A 17,695-nucleotide genomic window follows, 5' to 3' on the forward strand; every position below is an offset into this window, starting at 1 on the left:
TGGTAGAAATCGTTTTTTTGAGCTATGCTTAGAGAAAGAATTATTATATTGTTTGTAAAATTGGAGGATGTAGGATTATGACTAAAGGTTATGTAAAATCAGTAACAGAGTTAATTGGTCAAAGCCCAGTTGTGAAATTAAAACGGATGGTACCAGAAGGAGCTGCAGAGGTTTTTGTTAAACTAGAGTTCTTTAATCCTGGTGGCAGTGTGAAAGATCGAATTGCTTTAAGCATGATTCAACAAGCCGAAGCAGATGGTCGCCTAAAACCTGGACAAACGATTATTGAGCCGACTAGTGGTAATACAGGCATTGGGTTAGCAATGGTAGGTACTGCGTTGGGATATCCAGTTAAGATTGTGATGCCAGATACTATGAGTATTGAACGCCGCAAATTAATGCAAGCATATGGGGCTGATTTATTATTAACCCCTGGTGCCGAAGGAATGAAAGGGGCAATTGCAAAAGCTACAGCATTAGCAGAAGAACACGGGTACTTCATGCCTTTGCAATTTAATAATCCAGCTAATCCAATGGTACATGAACAAAAAACAGGAAAAGAAATTGTTGATGTCTTTGGTAAACGTGGCTTAGATGCGTTTGTTTCTGGTGTTGGCACTGGAGGAACCGTTACAGGAGTTGGCCATGAATTGAAACGGATTTTTCCAGATATTGAAATTGTTGCAGTAGAACCAACGGAGTCGCCTGTTTTAGAAGGTGGCGAACCAGGTCCACATAAAATCCAAGGAATAGGCGCTGGCTTTGTCCCAGACGTTTTAGACACCACCGTTTATCAAAAAGTTGCCGCCGTTTCTAGTGAAGACGCGTTAGAAACTGCTCGTTTAATGGGGCCAAAAGAAGGCATCCTTGTGGGGATTTCAGCAGGGGCAGCAATTAAAGCTGCCATTGATTTGGCAGTCGAATTAGGCGCAGGCAAACGTGTCTTAGCGTTGGTTCCGGATAACGGTGAACGTTATCTTTCGACAGCTCTTTACGAATTTCCAGAATAAAAAACACGCCAAAAAACGAGCATTTCTCTTAGTTTAGTAAAATGCTCGTTTTTTCCACGAGAATCCTACAATAATTCTTGTCAATCGTAATAAGAAATAGTATTATTTAAGAAAGATAGACAGGGGAGGGATACAAAGATGGACAACGTATTGGTTAAAAATGCACTTGCTGAATTAAAAGAAGCCAATATCCGAATTACTCCGCAACGTTATGCTATCTTGGAATATTTAATCGAAAATCATACACACCCAACAGCTGATGAAATTTATCGCGCACTAGAAGATCATTTTCCAAATATGAGTGTAGCAACGGTTTACAACAATCTACGTTTATTTACTGAAATCGGTTTCGTTCAAGAAATGAGTTATGGCGATGCATCTAGTCGTTTTGATTTTAGTTCGAAGAAACATTATCACGTGATTTGTCAAAAATGTGGTAAAATCGTTGATTTTCATTATCCAGGGTTAGAGGACGTTGAAATGGCCGCTAGTAAATTAACAGGCTTCGAAATTAATGAACATCGTTTAGAATTATATGGATTATGTCCAGATTGCCAACAAGCACAACAGGAGAATGTGTAAAAAATTACATACTGTTAAAAATTTATCAAAAGATAAGTCACTTGTCTAGGCAAATTTCACAAGCGTAAGAGTTTTCACTCTTATGCTTGTTTTTTTGTGTGGTTATTGACTTTTAAATTCTTAAAAACAAAAAATTAACTAGCTATTATTAAGAATTAGCAACAGTTTGTGAATTTTTTTATATGCGATTCACAAGCATAGAACTCGAATAAGCTTGATTCCTCTGATATATTTTAAACAGACAGAGGGAGACGTCACCTCTGCAAAACAAAGATTGTGAAAGAAGGGATTTACAACATGAAAGTCGTAGTCGTAGGATGTACCCATGCTGGAACTTCAGCAGTTAAAAGTATTCTAGCAAATCACCCGGAGGCGGAAGTCACTGTATATGAAAGAAATGACAATATTTCCTTCCTATCTTGCGGAATTGCCTTGTACGTTGGAGGCGTAGTTAAAAATGCTGCTGATTTATTTTATTCAAACCCAGAAGAACTGGCTTCTTTAGGAGCAACAGTGAAGATGGAACACAATGTTGAAGAAATCAACGTGGACGACAAAACTGTTACAGCGAAAAACTTACAAACGGGCGCAACTGAGACCGTTTCTTATGATAAATTAGTAATGACAACTGGTTCTTGGCCAATTATTCCACCAATTCCAGGAATTGATGCTGAAAATATTTTATTATGTAAAAACTATTCACAAGCCAACGTGATTATCGAAAAAGCGAAAGATGCCAAACGCGTCGTTGTCGTTGGTGGCGGTTATATTGGTATTGAATTAGTAGAAGCTTTTGTAGAATCAGGTAAAGAAGTCACTTTAGTTGACGGGTTAGACCGCATTTTAAATAAATATTTAGATAAGCCATTCACAGATGTTCTAGAAAAAGAATTAGTTGATCGTGGCGTTAATTTAGCTTTAGGTGAAAATGTCCAACAATTCGTAGCAGATGAGCAAGGAAAAGTGGCAAAAGTTATTACACCAAGTCAAGAATTCGAAGCAGATATGGTGATTATGTGTGTTGGTTTCCGTCCAAATACAGAATTATTAAAAGATAAAGTTGACATGTTACCAAATGGTGCAATTGAAGTCAATGAGTATATGCAAACAAGCAATCCTGATATTTTTGCTGCGGGTGATAGTGCAGTTGTTCACTACAACCCAAGTCAAACAAAAAATTATATCCCATTAGCAACGAATGCTGTTCGTCAAGGTATGCTAGTAGGTCGTAATTTGACTGAACAAAAATTGGCTTATCGTGGCACACAGGGAACTTCTGGTTTATATTTATTCGGTTGGAAAATTGGTTCAACAGGTGTGACAAAAGAAAGTGCCAAATTAAACGGACTAGATGTCGAAGCAACTGTTTTCGAAGATAACTATCGTCCAGAGTTTATGCCAACAACTGAAAAAGTTCTGATGGAATTAGTCTATGAAAAAGGAACACAACGCATTGTTGGTGGTCAATTGATGTCTAAATATGATATCACACAATCTGCCAATACTTTATCATTAGCGGTCCAAAATAAAATGACTGTCGAAGATTTAGCGATTTCTGATTTCTTCTTCCAACCACATTTTGATCGCCCTTGGAACTACTTAAACTTATTAGCCCAAGCCGCTTTAGAAAATATGTAATTAATAATAGAAAAAGGATGAAGAACAGAAGTTCTTCATCCTTTTTGTTAGTCACTAAGCGCTCCAGTTGTTTGATTCATTAATGCCATTAATTGCTCTTTCGTTGTTCGTTTGATAGAAAGAGGGGGGAGATTATCTAAAGAAAAATAAGCACAATTCGAGGTTTCAACGTTTTTTTCAAAGGGATGATTTTCCAGAATGTCACAAGAAAAGATCATTTTATAGTACTGAAATAGTTGAGGAATGTCTTTTCGTTTATCTGTATCATAAACAGCAAGCAATTCTTTTGCTGTAACAACTAAGCCAGTTTCTTCCAATACTTCTTTTTCAATATTTTCTTTAGGGGAGTAGCCAATTTCGGCATAGCCACCAGGTAATGACCATTCTTTGGTCCGTAAATCTTCAACTAATAAAAAACGATTCTCTTTTTTTATCAAACCGCGAACATCTACTTTCGGTGTTGGATAACCTTCCTCTTTAGTTAAGATTTTTTCTAAGTCGGGCAAAACAGCCGCTTCGTGTCCGGTTGTGCTAATAAGTTGTAACGTAAGTTCTCGTAGTTCTTGGTAACGTTCTTGATCAAAAACATCTTTCCCATAAAAAAGGCCTGCATCTGCCAATGCTAGCAATCGCTTGTAGGTGTTCAGATAATCCATATACGCACGCTCCTCATAGACTTAATACGTTTAGTTTAACAGAAAAAAACAAAGGAAGGGCAGATTTAGCGAGAAAAGGAGTCGGTTTAAGGAAATAATAAAGAATAAATGACTAACTTACATTTTTAAACTACCTATGCTATTATTTAATAAAAAGGATTGGTATACAATAATTTTGTTATGTAAACAAAAAGGAGGTTGTAAATTGAAAGAATTCACAATTATGAGGGAAAAAAATGCAGATAAAAAGACTCAGATAGCACAAGAGGTATTGTTTAATCTTCCAGAATGGTTTGGCCTTGAAAAAGAGACCCGCAAGTATATCGATATAGCTAGCACTTTACCTATGTGGGTGGCAAAGGATGTAGAGAATAAAATACTCGGTTTTATAACACTTTCAGAAACAAGTAAAGATACAATAGAAATCCATTGTATGGCAGTTAAAAAGCGGTATCATCGCAAAGGTATCGGTAAGTTATTGATAGAAATCGTGGAAACGCATTCTAAAAATAACTATTTTTTTATTCAAGTCAAAACAGTTGACGAAGGAAATTATTCCGTGTACGATCATACTATTCGTTTTTACGAATCATTGGGTTTTAAGCGCCTTGAGGTTTTTCCGACATTATGGGACGCTTGGAATCCTTGTTTAATTTTAATTAAACAGTTGATTTAATCTACAAAGGAGTTTTAGTATGTCAGTATTTATTAGAGAGTGTACCGTCGCAGACGTACCAGAATTAGAGGCCATTTGCCAAGAGACTTTTGCAGATACTTATGGAGATGGCGAAAACGAAGAGGATTTACAGGCACATTATGAGAGGAAATTTAGTCCAGCAGTTTTAGAAAGCGAAATCTTACATAAAGATTCGCAATATTTCTTTGCTTTTTATAATAATGAACTTGCAGGTTATGTGAAATTAAATCACGGTGATGCTCAGATTACCTATCAACATCCACAAGCGTTACAAGTTGAGCGCATTTATATTCGTAAATCTTTTAAGCGTTTAGGCTTAGGCAAACATTTGATTACGAAAGCAATTGAATTAGCAGAAGAAGCAGAAAAAGAGACGGTTTGGTTAGGTGTTTGGGAACATAATCATTCAGCGCAAAAATTTTATCAATCATTAGGCTTCGTCAAAACAGATGAACATGATTTTTATATGGGAAATGAACGTCATACCGATTATACAATGACGAAACAGTTAAAAGAGTCAACGTAAAGCAAAAACAAGGAAACGGACGCAATGAAGCCGACGATTCCTTGTTTTTTTATCTTAAAATTGTGAAGGGGATTTTCCATAATATTTTTTGAATAATTTACTGAAATGATAGGCATCTTCGTAACCAACCGTTTTTGCCACTTCTTTGACACTTAAGGAATCATTTTTCAGCAATTCTTTCGCATGGTTTAAGCGGATTTGAATTAAATAATTGATTGGCCCAACGCCTGTGGCCGCTTTAAAGGTTTTCGACAAATAAGTCGGGGTAACATATAACATTTCAGCTAACTGTTCCAAAGTAATTTCTTCGTCATGGTGCGTTTCCAGATAATAAATCGTATGATTGACTAAATTTCGTTTTCTTTTTTCCGTTTTCGATAGCCGAGTTTCAATTTTATTTTCTTGATCAACTGCTAAACTTCTTAAAATATAGACCAATAGTTCAATAACTAAAGCTTTAATTTGTAACGCTGATTCAACTTCTTGATGGTTTAATTCATGAACAATTTGCCAAGCTTTTTCTAAAAAAGCACCATGTAAATGACTTAAATCTAATAAAGCTGATTTATTTGGAAATACGTTTCGCGCTAAGCCTTCTAAATAGAGATTTGAAATGCCAATGTGTAGTTGATGTGAGTAAGTTCCTGCTTTTTGTTGCTCACCATGTTCCGTTCGCGGATTAAAAAGAAACACCGTACCAGCAGTGGCATGGTACTGTTGCCCTTGAACAATATATTCAGATTCACCTTCTAAAAGAATAGATATTTCCAGAAATTCATGATGATGACAATTATAAGGGTGGGTCTCTTCGTTCCAAGGATCGAATGCATATAAAATTTCAGGATTAAACGTTCGACTATTTGTGTAGTTCATAAAAAATCACTCCTACTTGTATCCGCTTTCTATACTATATTGTACATCAAAATATACAAGAATGCCCATTTCTTTTCCTATAAAAAAACAGTAATCTTATACACGTCCATAAAAACAAGAGAGAGTAGGGGAGAAAATGAATAGTTTTGAATGGATTTGGCAATATGCTAAAAAAAATAAGAATAAGTTACTGCTAGCTGTTATTTTTGTCGTTATTAACGCTATTTTAATTGTTATTATTCCATTGTTGTCTGGCAGAATTGTAGACCAAGTAATCAATCAGGGAAAAACTGAAGAACTTGTCCCAATTCTTGGGATTATGATTGGAGTGACCGTTATTCGGACAGTTGTTCGTTATAGTTATCAAGTCTTGTTTGAATCGGTTGGACAATCTGCGTTATTTGACTTAAGAAAAGATATGTATGTCAAACTTCAAGAATTAGATTTTGATTTCTTTAATCATACACGTGTTGGCGATATTATGGCGCGAATGACAGGGGATACAGACGCTATCCGCCATTTTGTTTCTTGGGTCACTTATAACCTCTTAGAATGTATTTTATGGTTCATCGCAGCCGTGATTGTGATGGGGACGATCAATTGGCAATTGATGCTGGCATTAATTTTAATTACGCCTTTGATTTTTCTGTTAACACAAAAAATGTCGAAGGAATCGCATCCGGTATTTTTTGAGATTCGGGAAAGTTTTTCCCGACTAAATTCAATGGTCGAAGAAAATATTGGTGGAAATCGGGTGGTTAAAGCTTTTTCTCAAGAACCTTATGAAATTGAAAAGTTTAACAAGCACAATGAAGACTATAAAAAATGGAATATGGCTTCCGCAGATGTCTCTAAAAAATATTTACCGTGGTTAGACGGTTTTGCAGGTAGTTTAAATGTTATTGCCTTAGTTCTTGGTGGCCTCTTTGTAATTCAAGGTCGGATGACAATTGGTGATTTAGTGGCCTTTAACGGCTTTCTCTGGATGTTGAACATGCCGATGCGAATGAGTGGCTGGTTGATCAATGATGTGCAACGCTTTACGGCATCGTCCATTAAAATTCGTCAGTTATTAGCAACGAAACCGAAGATTCCCATTGCTCGGGAAAAAGAAGCAGAACCAATCCAAGGCTATGTGACGTTTGATCACGTGTCCTTTCATTTTTCAGATGATCCAGAAACCCCCATTTTATCGGATGTTTCATTTTCAGCAAAACCTGGTGAAACAATTGGTATTTTAGGGGAAACTGGTTCAGGCAAAACCACTTTAGTTAACTTAATCGCTCGGTTCTATGATCCAACAAAAGGCACTGTTTATATTGATGGAAAAGATGCTAAAAGCTATTCTGTTCGTAAATTGCGAGAAAATATCTCCATGGTTATGCAAGATGTCTTTCTTTTTTCCAATACGATAGAAGATAACATTGCTTTTGGTAATACACTGGCTAACTTGGAACAAGTGCAAATGATGGCTGAAATTGCTGATGCCCATAGCTTTATTTCCAGAATGCCTGAAGGTTATGCAACAATTGTTGGTGAACGCGGCGTTGGCCTATCTGGTGGCCAAAAACAGCGGATTTCACTGGCCCGTGCCTTAACCAAAGATCCAGCTATTTTAATTTTAGATGACACAACTTCCGCTGTTGATATGGAAACAGAATCAAAAATTCAAAAAGAACTAGGTCGTTTGACGGAAAAGAAAACGACATTTATTATTGCCCACCGAATTTCTTCTGTGAGAGAGGCCAATTTAATTTTGATGATGGAAAAAGGCCGTGTGGTGGAAAGCGGTACGCATAGCGAATTAGTCGAACAAAAAGGCAAATATTTTGACGTATATCAAAAACAATTAGGTCTGACAAAGGAAGGTGAGTCGCGTGGCTAGAAATACGTTTGATGTGGATGAGACTTTAGAAAAAGAATTTAATTGGTCTCACTATAAACGATTAGGCGCCTATATTAAGCCTTACAAAAAAGCTGTTTTTAAAACATTATTTGTCATCATATTAGCTAATCTGGCAAGTATGTTAGGCCCTTACTTTACTAAAATTGCGATTGACCAAGTAATTCCACAAAAGAATCTCTCGTTACTCTTGATACTAGGAGCTATTTTCCTATTTTCCTTGGTGATTATTGGTTGGTGTATGCGTTATCGAATATATGCCATCACAGAAATTGGACAAGATATTTTAAAAGATATGCGTTTTTCAATTTTTGAGCATCTACAAAAATTACCATTTTCTTACTTTGACAGTCGGCCGCATGGAAAAATCTTAATTCGGGTGGTCAATTACATCAATACGTTAAGTGATTTACTAAGTAACGGCTTGATCAATTTAATTTCTGATTTATTTAATGTGATTATTACCTTAATTTTCATGTTATTTATTGATGTGAAATTAACCTTATACAGTTTACTGCTATTGCCTGTGTTGTTCGTGATGGTTCTATTTATCCAAGGGAAACAACGGAAAGCTTACCAAGAGCTTAGCAATAAACAATCAAACTTAAATGCCTATATTCATGAAAGTATTTCAGGAATTAAAATTACACAATCTTTTGCACGAGAAGATGAAAATTTCCAGATTTTTAACGAGGTAAGCGAAGAATATCGTCAATCCTTTATGAAAGCTGTGCGTGTCCAGTATTTATTATGGCCAGCAGTGCAAAATATATCCGTCATTACGACTTGTTTTATCTATTTCGTAGGAATCCGTCAATTAGGTGTGTCCGTTACTACTGGGACGCTAATTGCTTTTATCGGTTATATCAATAACTTTTGGAATCCGGTCATCAATATTGGTAACTTCTACAATTCTCTTATTACTGCAACTGCCTATTTGGAAAGGATTTTTGAAACGATGGATGTTGTTCCAGAAATTCAAGATGCGCCGCATGCTATTGCGTTGCCGCCAATTAAAGGAACCGTTGACTTTCAGCATGTTTATTTCCGTTATGAAGAAGGAAAAAATATTTTGACCGATGTTAGTTTTCATATTGAGCCAGGACAAACAATCGCCTTGGTTGGGCCAACAGGTGCGGGTAAAACAACAATCATCAATTTGTTAAGTCGTTTTTATGATGTGAATGAAGGGGCCGTTAAAATTGATGGTTATGATGTTCGCGATGTGACACTCCGTTCGTTAAGAAAACAAATGGGGGTAATGCTTCAAGATACGTTTATTTTTTCAGGAACAATTATTGAAAACATTCGGTACGGAAATTTAGCAGCCACAGAGGAAGAAGTTATCCAAGCCGCAAAAATTGTTCGTGCGCACGACTTTATCAAGGATTTAAAAGATGGCTATGAAACAGTTGTGGAAGAGCGGGGTAGTACACTCTCGGCAGGACAACGCCAATTAATTTCATTTGCTCGTGCTTTACTGGCAGATCCCAAAATTTTAATTTTAGACGAAGCTACCTCCAGTATTGATACAAAAACAGAAGAATTGTTACAAGAAGGATTACAACAACTTCTGAAAGGACGGACATCGTTTATTATTGCTCATCGGCTTTCTACCATCAAAAATAGCGATAAAATTTTCTATATTGATGGTGGTCGTATTGTGGAAGAAGGATCTCATGATCAACTAATGGCAAAACATGCGTTATATCATCATTTATATCAATCGCAATACGACTTATTAAAGAGCTAGATGATAAAACAGAGAAAATTCTTAGTTGAATCTTTCTCTGTTTTTCTGTATCGTAACCTTAACAAAGGAAAAAATGATGAGGTGCCAAATGAATCGGAATTTTGAAGTGGAATTAACAACATTATGTATGATTAGAAATCAGAAAAATGAAATCCTTGTGCAAGAACGACAAAAAAAGGATTGGCCTGGTTGGACGTTCCCTGGCGGACATGTTGAAAAAAACGAGGGCATGGAAACAGCCATGGTTCGCGAACTCCTTGAAGAAACAGGATTAGTGCTGAAACCACAATTAGTAGGTGTTGCAGAATGGCTGAATGATTGTTCGGGTGCGCGGGAATTAGCCACATTATTCATTGCAGAAACAGCGGCTGAACTACCAGAAGAAACGGAACAACCCTTGTTTTGGGTCACTGAAAAAGAATTGCGAGAAGGTCCTTTAGCTGGCAGTTTAGCAGAACTTTTCCCAGTATTTTTTGGCGAAAAGCAATTTTATTTTAAAAATAATACAGCTTAATGATTCAAACCTAAAAGATTAAATCGATCCCACTTATTAAAAGAGAGGAAATCTAAAATTAAACATTGCTATTTATAAGCAATGTTTGCTATTCTTAATAAAAGGGAATTAATTTTTTATATAATGAGGGGGAAAAAGTGTGTTAAAAAGAAAAGTGGGGATTATTACAGGCGTTTTCTGTTCAGCTTTGTTACTGACAGGCTGTGGCAAAAGTGCGAAAGATGAGTTCATTCAAGGGATCAGCAATCAAAACGCACAAGAATCTGGGGTTTGGGATTTCTCTATGTCAATTAGTGACATGAAATTTTCACAAGAAGATAGTGCACAAACGAATCCTATGATTGGGATGCTCATCACGCAAATCAAAGACGCATCGCTTTCTGGGAAGATTCAAGTAGATGCCAAAAAAGAAAAAGCGTTCAACTTAGAGATGAAATTAAAAGCTATGGGCATGGATGTACCGATTTCATTGGTTGGATCATTAGATAACGAGGGCAAAGAGCCAAAACTCTATTTAGCAACAGATATGATGGAATATATTGTCGCTGTCGCAGACTCAATGACTGACGGTGCTATTGATAGTTCTCAGTTAGATACAGAAAAACTAAAAGGAAAATACATTGATCTTTTAACCGTGAACGAGGAAAGTGCGAAAGAATGGCAAGATACAATTAAAGAGACTCAAGAATCTGAAGAAGATCTTAAGCAAACGATGGAAGAATACAAAGAGTTTTTAGAAGGATTAGATAAGGATACGTTTGAGAAAAAAGGGGATACCATTACCCATACGTTTACAAAAAAAGAATTACAAAAGTTAATCAAAATTACGACAGAAACATCTGAGAAAGGTAAAGAACAAGATCCTTTCGAAAAAGTCAAAGATGTTTCTGCCAAAGTTTCCGTTAATACAAAAGAAAATAAAACAAATATGTTGATTAATGTGAAACCGCAACAAGACAAGAACGTTGACATGGGACTTGAATCATTATCTAGTAAAATTAGCATTACACAAAAAGCCAAAAAAGCGACGATTTCAATGCCTAAGAAAGAAAATATTTTATCAGAACAAGAAGTTGAAAAAATTTTTTCCGATAGCACCTCTATGACAGGTCTATCGACAGAAGACACAACTGTTGCAATTAATCAATAACACTGAATGACCAATAAAAACAAATGGTCGCTCAAAAAAAGTAACGAAAGACCTAGCATGATTGGGATGCTAGGTCTTTTTTTGAATAAAAAAACAGCATTTTAGTTTTCTTTGAATTATTGGTTGTTATTTTTGGTGGTGTAAACAGTTTAAAATTAATACATTTGTTTTTGATTTAAATTCTACTGCTATTTTTAATCATTCTATTAAATAACAAATGTTTTCGAGTGTTTTTAAGCATTATTTTTGTTATGCAGAGTGGTTTTTTTATACAATGAGTATAATTTTAGATGAAGGAGTGTTTTAGGTGAAAAATCAACATTTAACTACGTCACAAGGAAGTCCAGTTGGCGATAATCAAAATTCGCTAACTGCAGGAGAATTTGGTCCTGTCCTAATCCAAGACGTTCATTTATTAGAAAAATTAGCTCATTTTAATCGTGAGCGCGTACCAGAACGGGTTGTTCATGCCAAAGGTGCTGGTGCTCATGGGATTTTCAAGGTGAGTCAATCAATGGCACAATATACTAAAGCCGATTTTTTATCTGAGGTTGGCAAAGAAACACCTTTATTCGCTCGTTTTTCAACTGTAGCTGGAGAGTTAGGTTCATCAGATACATTGCGTGATCCTCGCGGTTTTGCGCTTAAATTCTATACAGACGAAGGAAATTACGACTTAGTTGGCAATAATACGCCCATTTTTTTCATTCGTGATGCAATTAAGTTTCCAGATTTTATTCATAGCCAAAAAAGAAATCCGCGGACGCATTTGAAAAGTCCAGAAGCTGTTTGGGATTTTTGGTCTCATTCACCGGAAAGCCTTCATCAAGTAACAATTTTAATGAGTGATCGTGGCATTCCGTTGTCGTTCCGTCACATGCATGGTTTTGGTAGCCATACATTCAAATGGGTCAATGCTGCTGGAGAAGTATTTTTTGTTAAATATCACTTCAAGACGAATCAAGGAATCAAAAATCTAGAGAGTCAATTAGCAGAAGAAATTGCTGGGAAAAACCCAGATTTCCATATTGAAGATTTGCATAATGCGATTGAAAATCAAGAATTTCCTTCTTGGACATTATCTGTGCAAATTATCCCGTATGCAGATGCGTTAACAATGAAAGAAACACTTTTTGATGTAACAAAAACGGTTTCTCAAAAAGAGTATCCGCTGATTGAAGTTGGCACGATGACTTTAAATAGAAATCCAGAGAATTATTTTGCAGAGGTTGAACAAGTAACCTTTTCACCAGGGAATTTCGTTCCTGGTATTGAAGCTTCTCCGGATAAATTATTGCAAGGACGTTTGTTCGCTTATGGGGACGCACATCGTCATCGCGTGGGCGCTAATAGTCACCAATTGCCAATCAACCAAGCAAAAGCGCCTGTAAATAACTACCAAAAAGACGGCAATATGCGTTTTGACAATGGTAATAGCGAAATTAATTACGAACCAAATAGTTATCCTGAAACACCAAAAGAAGATCCTAAGGCGAAAATTAGTTCTTTTGAAGTTGAGGGAAATGTTGGTAATTATAGCTATAATCAAGATCACTTTACACAAGCAAACGCTTTGTATAATTTGCTGCCAAGCGAAGAAAAAGAAAACTTAATTAACAATATAGCGGCATCTTTAGGTCAAGTGAAAAATCAAGAAATCATCGCGCGTCAAATTGATTTGTTCACTAGAGTAAATCCAGAATATGGAGCACGTGTCGCACAAGCCATCAAGCAACAAGCATAATTTATATAACGCAAGTGACAAAACCAGTCTAGATAAACTAAAGACTGGTTTTGTTTGATTTTCAATGCTTTTTACTCTACTCCCGAATACTAGAATAAAGTGCAACACTCAGCAAATTATTGTTGAGTGTTTTTGTTATGTATCGAGGGTTAACATTGACAAATAATCTATTTTAAGCTAATGTATAAATATGCTTATACCAACTTAAAAGGAGGCATGTTTATGATTCAAAAGAAACGACTTGAGTTAATTTTAGAGGAATTGAAGACGCGCGGAACTCTTAGTTTGAAGGAAATTATAAACTTAACAGGTTCTTCAAGAGATACAGCAAGAAGAGATATTATCAAATTAGCTCAAAATAATGCTATTGATCGCACATATGGTGGAATTAGTTTGCCCAATACCTTTAGTCGTTTAGATGAATATCTTGAACGTACTGAAGATCTCAGTGCTGAAAAAGATATTCTAGCAAAAACTGCTAGTAATTTAGTAAAAGATAATTCCCATATTTTTTTAGATATTTCGACAACGGTCAGTTGCATTCCAAGACATATAAGACCTTATGAGAATGTCATAGCAACGACAAATTCATTAGATATTACCGACCAACTATTGAGAAATACTAAATGTAAAACTAAGATTTTAGGTGGAAGCGTCGATCCTATCAAACGAAATGTCGTTGGAACGAAACCAATGCTTGAGCTGGATTCATTTATCTTTGATGTTGCTTTTATGAGTGCCGCTGGAATCACAACTTCAGGCATTTATTACGCCTACGATGAAGATATAGATTTCAAAAAAAAGATAAGAAAACAATCCAAACTTGTAGTTTTACTAATTGATAATACAAAAATCGGATTAAGTCATAACTATAAAGGTTTAGATTTCGAAGATATTGATTTTCTTGTTATAGAAAGTCGTCTACCAGATGATTTAGAAAGAACAATATCAGATAGTAATGTCTCTATAATAAATTCAAAGTAGGTGCAAACATGATTAAAACGGTATTATTTGACGTAGATGGAACAATCTTAGATACAGAATTTGTCATGATTAAGTCTTTACAAAAAACTCTAAAAGAAGAGAAAAACTTGGACGTTCCAGAAGAAAATTTAGAGTATATCTTAGGTATACCAGGTAAAAAAGCAATTGAACGGTATTCATCATCTGGAGAGGAAGTTGATAAGCTACATGCATGTTGGTCCGAAAATGTTAAACAATACTCTCATCTTGCGACTTTGTTTCCTCAAGTGGAAGAAGCATTGACTAAGTTAAAAGAAAACGAGATACAAATTGGGATCGTTACATCCAAAACAAATGAAGAAATGGAAAATGAATTTGAACATTTTGGTTTAAGTAAACTTTTTGATATTTCAGTAACTGCCTCTGATACAACGAAACATAAACCTAATCCTGAACCAATTCTATATGCATTAAATAAATTAGGAAGTTTACCCGAAGAAACAATTTATATAGGCGATTCTATCTATGATATGCATAGCTCACAATCAGCTGGAGCTAAATTTGCTTTAGCAAAGTGGGGAGCAAAAGAAAATCCACTATTCTCAAGTGCAGATATTAGTTTAGAAACTCCTCTAGAAATATTACAACACTTAAAATAGATCAGCTTACTAAAAAATATGTTATTTCATTAACGGTTAACATAAGTGAGGATTATTTCAAGTGATTGTCGTAGCAAGGATTTCAATCACCTAGATTGTGAAATGAGAATGGTCTACCTACGAACGCCTTGTCATTAAGGGATTTGTGGGCAGAAATCTTTGTGATTTACTAGAAGCGTCGTTTGTTGGGTTTGTTTTTTTAGATAGGAGTTTATGAAATGTCGTATAACCATTTATCAGCTGAAGAGCGTGGACAAATAGAAGCGTATCTGAAGGAAGGAGTCTCTCAGGCTGAGATAGCTCGCCGATTGGATCGGCATAGATCCACGATCTCTAGAGAGATCAAACGTGGTTCCGAGCAAAGAAAGAAGAAGAGTCTCGCTAGTTTGCCTTATCAAGCAACTAGCTCTGGTAATTTAGCACGTATTCGCAAGAAAAATTGCGGAACAACTACTAAGGCTACTGTACACAATACTAAAACTATCATGAAGTATCTTGATATGAAATATTCGCCGGAACAGATAGCGAACGCAGTTCGTAGTGTAAAGGTTTGTACATCAACAATTTATAACTGGATTTACAAAAAGATCGTTCCTTTCGATATTAAGAAATTACGCGGTCGTGGAAAACGTTACAAAATAAAGAATACTGGGAAACGATTAAAACGGCCGGATCGAGCTTTCTTTGAAGGGCGCACGTTGGAGAACCGACCAGAAGAGGTTCAGTTACGAACGGAGTTCGGTCATTGGGAAGCAGATACCGTTGTGTCCAAGCAAGGTGTTGCAGCGTGTCTAGCAACATTCATAGAACGTAAAACAAGGCATTATGTAGCAATTAAGATACCGAACAAGACAGGTAGATCCATGATGACAGCAATTAAGCGTCTAGTGGAAATGTATCCACATGGTGTGAAATCGATCACATGTGACCGTGGAAGCGAGTTTGTCAATCAGTTTGAAATTGGACTTATTGAAGACACTTTTGACTGCAAAATCTATTATGCTAATCCATGCGCGCCACATGAACGCGGATCAAATGAAAATCATAATGGATTACTCAGAGAATATTTTCCAAAACCATCTAATTTTAAAAATATTTCTCAAAATAAGATCAATCAAGCTGTTCAAAGTATGAATTTACGGCCACGAAAAATCTTTAAGTGGAAATCACCGCAGCACAAATTTAATTTGGAGTATTCGAAAGCTTTCTAGCACCAACAAATAGTTTTTACATTGTTATAAAAAAGAATAAAACGAACGATACTATTTATATGGAAATTGAAACATGATATAATAGAGCAAATCACGAACAATCGTTATACTAAAACAATTATATGTTGCACTTACTCCTAACATTCGCCCTTTTTACTCTACTTTGTATAATGTATATTATGTAAACTAGAATAAAATAAAAAACTTTAGCCGATAAATTGCCACTTCTCCTTTCGACTAATCAATTCACCCAACTAACCTTACAGTAGTTTGCTAAGCTAGTTGGGTGAATTGATTATTTAAACCTTGGATTGTTCATTTCTTGATGAATTTCTTTGCTCGCTTCATATAGAAACAATGCTTGTTTTTTACTTGATGCATAATCGACAATGGGTTTTGGATAATTTTCTCCTAAATGTACATGATATTGCGTTTGTAAGGCTTCGTTCATTAGATTTGGTTGATGAATATACTTTTGTGGCACTTGCTTAAGTTCTGGAACATATTTTTTGATAAACTGGCCGTCATTATCAAATTTTTTTGACTGGATAATTGGATTAAAAATCCGAAAATACGGGACAGCGTCCGTTCCCGTTGAAGCAGCCCATTGCCAGCCACCGATATTATTGGCGGCATCATAATCAATCAACATTTTTTGAAAGTATTTTTCACCCCAACGCCAATCGATGTGCAAATTTTTAACTAAAAAAGAGGCAGTTATCATTCTTAAGCGGTTGTGCATCCAACCAGTTTGATTCAGTTGTCGCATGGCGGCATCAATTATAGGGTACCCCGTCTCCCCTTTTTGCCACTTGACAAACATTTCTGGGTCATTTGTCCATTGAATATAACGAAATTTTTCTTGAATAGCTTCCTCTTTTTGTTGTGGAAACGTACTATAGATCATATTGTAAAAGTCGCGCCAAGCTAATTCTTTTTTGAAGGTTTCTTTACTTAAGCTAGAAGGCGCAGATGCAAGCTCTTGCCAAATGGTGCGAATCGAAAGTTCTCCCGTTCTTAAAAAAGTAGACAGATGACTCGTTTGATCCTGATAAGGAAAATCACGCTTATTTTCATAGGATTGAAGTTTTTGATCAATAAAAGTATTTAAGCACCTTCTGGCTGTTTTTTCGCCGATACTATAGTGTTTTAAAGGAATACTCGCAATCTGTTCACGATAAGCTGCCTCCTCTTCTGGAAAAAGACACGCACTAAAAATTTTTTCAGCTGTATAGGAAACAGGAATCGGTGTTTCTTTAGGCGCCTCTTTCCATTTATTGTAATAGGGCGTAAACACTTGGTACTTGCTGCCATCGTTCTTCTTAATTTCTTCAGAGCCATGCAAATAGGCATCTTGAAAAGAGAAAGACTGAATATTATTTTCTTCAAAAAAGCGCATAGCTTGCTGGTCCCGCTTTGCCCCAAAGCCACAAGTATCTTCATTAAAATAAATGGCCTGCCAATCGGGTAATTTGCGTTTCAAACGTGAAAATAAATCTAATGGTTCGCCGACCATGATTTGTAAATGTGCCTCTTGATCGATTCGTTCTTTAAACGAGGCTAAACTTGCAAAAAAAGCGTTATGATTAGCACTTTCTTGAATAAATTGTTGAGGATTCATTTGGAATAATAAAATCAATTCATCAGCTGCAGAATTTCGTAACGCGTGTGCTAATGCTTTATTATCTTGTAATCGTAAATCACGTCTAAACCACATTACTCTTTTCATTTTTAAATCCTCCTAAATACTTCGTCTTGCTTATCGTAACCGTGACTGCTGATTTTTAAAAGCAACTTGCCTAGACTTTTCAAAAAG

16 protein-coding genes are annotated in these 17,695 nt (G+C 35.9%); 13 read left to right on the forward strand and 3 right to left on the reverse strand.

Annotation, left to right across the window (positions count from 1 at the left end; translation table 11 throughout):
- Nucleotides 1-77: 77 nt before the first annotated feature.
- The 3 genes from cysK to AB3I72_RS01135 all read left to right on the forward strand — a co-directional run bounded on the left by cysK (nucleotide 78) and on the right by AB3I72_RS01135 (nucleotide 3,230).
- Nucleotides 78-1,010 carry a cysteine synthase A gene (gene cysK / locus AB3I72_RS01125; protein WP_368023425.1) on the forward strand — a complete coding sequence of 311 codons (933 nt, stop codon included), beginning with the start codon at nucleotides 78-80 and terminating at the stop codon, nucleotides 1,008-1,010.
- A gap of 138 nt (nucleotides 1,011-1,148) precedes the next feature.
- Nucleotides 1,149-1,592 (forward strand): Fur family transcriptional regulator, encoded by a 444-nt coding sequence (locus AB3I72_RS01130; protein WP_002357560.1) that lies wholly within the window; start codon nucleotides 1,149-1,151, stop codon nucleotides 1,590-1,592.
- 297 nt (nucleotides 1,593-1,889) lie between these two features.
- Nucleotides 1,890-3,230, forward strand: a complete 1,341-nt coding sequence (locus tag AB3I72_RS01135) for an NADH oxidase (protein WP_002369384.1) — start codon at nucleotides 1,890-1,892, stop codon at nucleotides 3,228-3,230.
- A 47-nt stretch (nucleotides 3,231-3,277) separates the two neighbouring features.
- Here AB3I72_RS01135 and AB3I72_RS01140 read toward each other — a convergent pair whose 3' ends face one another.
- Nucleotides 3,278-3,886 (reverse strand): NUDIX hydrolase, encoded by a 609-nt coding sequence (locus tag AB3I72_RS01140; RefSeq protein ID WP_061101161.1) that lies wholly within the window; start codon nucleotides 3,884-3,886, stop codon nucleotides 3,278-3,280.
- A 223-nt stretch (nucleotides 3,887-4,109) separates the two neighbouring features.
- Between AB3I72_RS01140 and AB3I72_RS01145 the strand changes: the two genes are divergently transcribed.
- Together AB3I72_RS01145 and AB3I72_RS01150 are read left to right on the forward strand one after the other, a co-directional pair.
- Nucleotides 4,110-4,562, forward strand: a complete 453-nt coding sequence (locus AB3I72_RS01145; protein ID WP_368023506.1) for a GNAT family N-acetyltransferase — start codon at nucleotides 4,110-4,112, stop codon at nucleotides 4,560-4,562.
- 19 nt (nucleotides 4,563-4,581) lie between these two features.
- Nucleotides 4,582-5,109, forward strand: coding sequence for a GNAT family N-acetyltransferase (locus AB3I72_RS01150; protein WP_104855740.1), 528 nt, complete (start codon nucleotides 4,582-4,584; stop codon nucleotides 5,107-5,109).
- 54 nt (nucleotides 5,110-5,163) lie between these two features.
- On the opposite strand, the gene AB3I72_RS01155 is transcribed toward AB3I72_RS01150, so the two are convergent.
- Complete coding sequence (locus tag AB3I72_RS01155; RefSeq protein ID WP_002357554.1) at nucleotides 5,164-5,982, reverse strand: AraC family transcriptional regulator; 819 nt, start codon at nucleotides 5,980-5,982, stop codon at nucleotides 5,164-5,166.
- A gap of 136 nt (nucleotides 5,983-6,118) precedes the next feature.
- Between AB3I72_RS01155 and AB3I72_RS01160 the strand changes: the two genes are divergently transcribed.
- The 8 genes from AB3I72_RS01160 to AB3I72_RS01195 all read left to right on the forward strand — a co-directional run bounded on the left by AB3I72_RS01160 (nucleotide 6,119) and on the right by AB3I72_RS01195 (nucleotide 15,879).
- Nucleotides 6,119-7,867 carry an ABC transporter ATP-binding protein gene (locus tag AB3I72_RS01160; protein ID WP_002357553.1) on the forward strand — a complete coding sequence of 583 codons (1,749 nt, stop codon included), beginning with the start codon at nucleotides 6,119-6,121 and terminating at the stop codon, nucleotides 7,865-7,867.
- On the forward strand, nucleotides 7,860-9,638 hold the full coding sequence (locus tag AB3I72_RS01165) for an ABC transporter ATP-binding protein (protein ID WP_002378276.1): 1,779 nt from the start codon (nucleotides 7,860-7,862) through the stop codon (nucleotides 9,636-9,638). Before AB3I72_RS01160 ends, AB3I72_RS01165 begins: the two co-directional genes overlap by 8 nt.
- Before the next feature lie 88 nt (nucleotides 9,639-9,726).
- Nucleotides 9,727-10,152 carry an 8-oxo-dGTP diphosphatase gene (locus AB3I72_RS01170; RefSeq protein WP_002410186.1) on the forward strand — a complete coding sequence of 142 codons (426 nt, stop codon included), beginning with the start codon at nucleotides 9,727-9,729 and terminating at the stop codon, nucleotides 10,150-10,152.
- 139 nt (nucleotides 10,153-10,291) lie between these two features.
- Nucleotides 10,292-11,302, forward strand: coding sequence for a hypothetical protein (locus AB3I72_RS01175; RefSeq protein WP_016633220.1), 1,011 nt, complete (start codon nucleotides 10,292-10,294; stop codon nucleotides 11,300-11,302).
- Between the two features lie 307 nt (nucleotides 11,303-11,609).
- Nucleotides 11,610-13,046 (forward strand): catalase, encoded by a 1,437-nt coding sequence (locus AB3I72_RS01180; RefSeq protein ID WP_368023427.1) that lies wholly within the window; start codon nucleotides 11,610-11,612, stop codon nucleotides 13,044-13,046.
- Nucleotides 13,047-13,268: 222 nt separating this feature from the next.
- Nucleotides 13,269-14,030, forward strand: a complete 762-nt coding sequence (locus tag AB3I72_RS01185) for a DeoR/GlpR family DNA-binding transcription regulator (protein WP_002357548.1) — start codon at nucleotides 13,269-13,271, stop codon at nucleotides 14,028-14,030.
- Between the two features lie 8 nt (nucleotides 14,031-14,038).
- A complete protein-coding gene (locus AB3I72_RS01190; protein ID WP_048736810.1) occupies nucleotides 14,039-14,668 on the forward strand; it encodes an HAD family hydrolase in 630 nt (209 codons plus the stop codon).
- A gap of 218 nt (nucleotides 14,669-14,886) precedes the next feature.
- Nucleotides 14,887-15,879 carry an IS30 family transposase gene (locus AB3I72_RS01195; protein WP_368023428.1) on the forward strand — a complete coding sequence of 331 codons (993 nt, stop codon included), beginning with the start codon at nucleotides 14,887-14,889 and terminating at the stop codon, nucleotides 15,877-15,879.
- Nucleotides 15,880-16,174: 295 nt separating this feature from the next.
- Here AB3I72_RS01195 and AB3I72_RS01200 read toward each other — a convergent pair whose 3' ends face one another.
- The gene (locus AB3I72_RS01200) at nucleotides 16,175-17,608 is read right to left on the reverse strand and encodes a deoxyribodipyrimidine photo-lyase (RefSeq protein ID WP_368023429.1); all 1,434 of its coding nucleotides are present in this window, start codon (nucleotides 17,606-17,608) and stop codon (nucleotides 16,175-16,177) included.
- Nucleotides 17,609-17,695: the final 87 nt, after the last annotated feature.

This window comes from Enterococcus sp. GC34 (genome assembly GCF_040886645.1).
Lineage (GTDB): Bacteria > Bacillota > Bacilli > Lactobacillales > Enterococcaceae > Enterococcus > Enterococcus faecalis.

What these genes read in the sequence shown, in the direction of transcription:
- AB3I72_RS01160 (WP_002357553.1), top strand. Translation starts at nt 6,119, where the DNA reads ATGAATAGTTTTGAATGGATTTGGCAATATGCTAAAAAAAATAAGAAT.
- AB3I72_RS01130 (WP_002357560.1), top strand. Translation starts at nt 1,149, where the DNA reads ATGGACAACGTATTGGTTAAAAATGCACTTGCTGAATTAAAAGAAGCC.
- cysK (WP_368023425.1), top strand. Translation starts at nt 78, where the DNA reads ATGACTAAAGGTTATGTAAAATCAGTAACAGAGTTAATTGGTCAAAGC.
- AB3I72_RS01145 (WP_368023506.1), top strand. Translation starts at nt 4,110, where the DNA reads ATGAGGGAAAAAAATGCAGATAAAAAGACTCAGATAGCACAAGAGGTA.
- AB3I72_RS01190 (WP_048736810.1), top strand. Translation starts at nt 14,039, where the DNA reads ATGATTAAAACGGTATTATTTGACGTAGATGGAACAATCTTAGATACA.
- AB3I72_RS01155 (WP_002357554.1), bottom strand. Translation starts at nt 5,982, where the DNA reads ATGAACTACACAAATAGTCGAACGTTTAATCCTGAAATTTTATATGCA.
- AB3I72_RS01195 (WP_368023428.1), top strand. Translation starts at nt 14,887, where the DNA reads ATGTCGTATAACCATTTATCAGCTGAAGAGCGTGGACAAATAGAAGCG.
- AB3I72_RS01135 (WP_002369384.1), top strand. Translation starts at nt 1,890, where the DNA reads ATGAAAGTCGTAGTCGTAGGATGTACCCATGCTGGAACTTCAGCAGTT.
- AB3I72_RS01170 (WP_002410186.1), top strand. Translation starts at nt 9,727, where the DNA reads ATGAATCGGAATTTTGAAGTGGAATTAACAACATTATGTATGATTAGA.
- AB3I72_RS01140 (WP_061101161.1), bottom strand. Translation starts at nt 3,886, where the DNA reads ATGGATTATCTGAACACCTACAAGCGATTGCTAGCATTGGCAGATGCA.
- AB3I72_RS01185 (WP_002357548.1), top strand. Translation starts at nt 13,269, where the DNA reads ATGATTCAAAAGAAACGACTTGAGTTAATTTTAGAGGAATTGAAGACG.
- AB3I72_RS01150 (WP_104855740.1), top strand. Translation starts at nt 4,582, where the DNA reads ATGTCAGTATTTATTAGAGAGTGTACCGTCGCAGACGTACCAGAATTA.
- AB3I72_RS01200 (WP_368023429.1), bottom strand. Translation starts at nt 17,608, where the DNA reads ATGAAAAGAGTAATGTGGTTTAGACGTGATTTACGATTACAAGATAAT.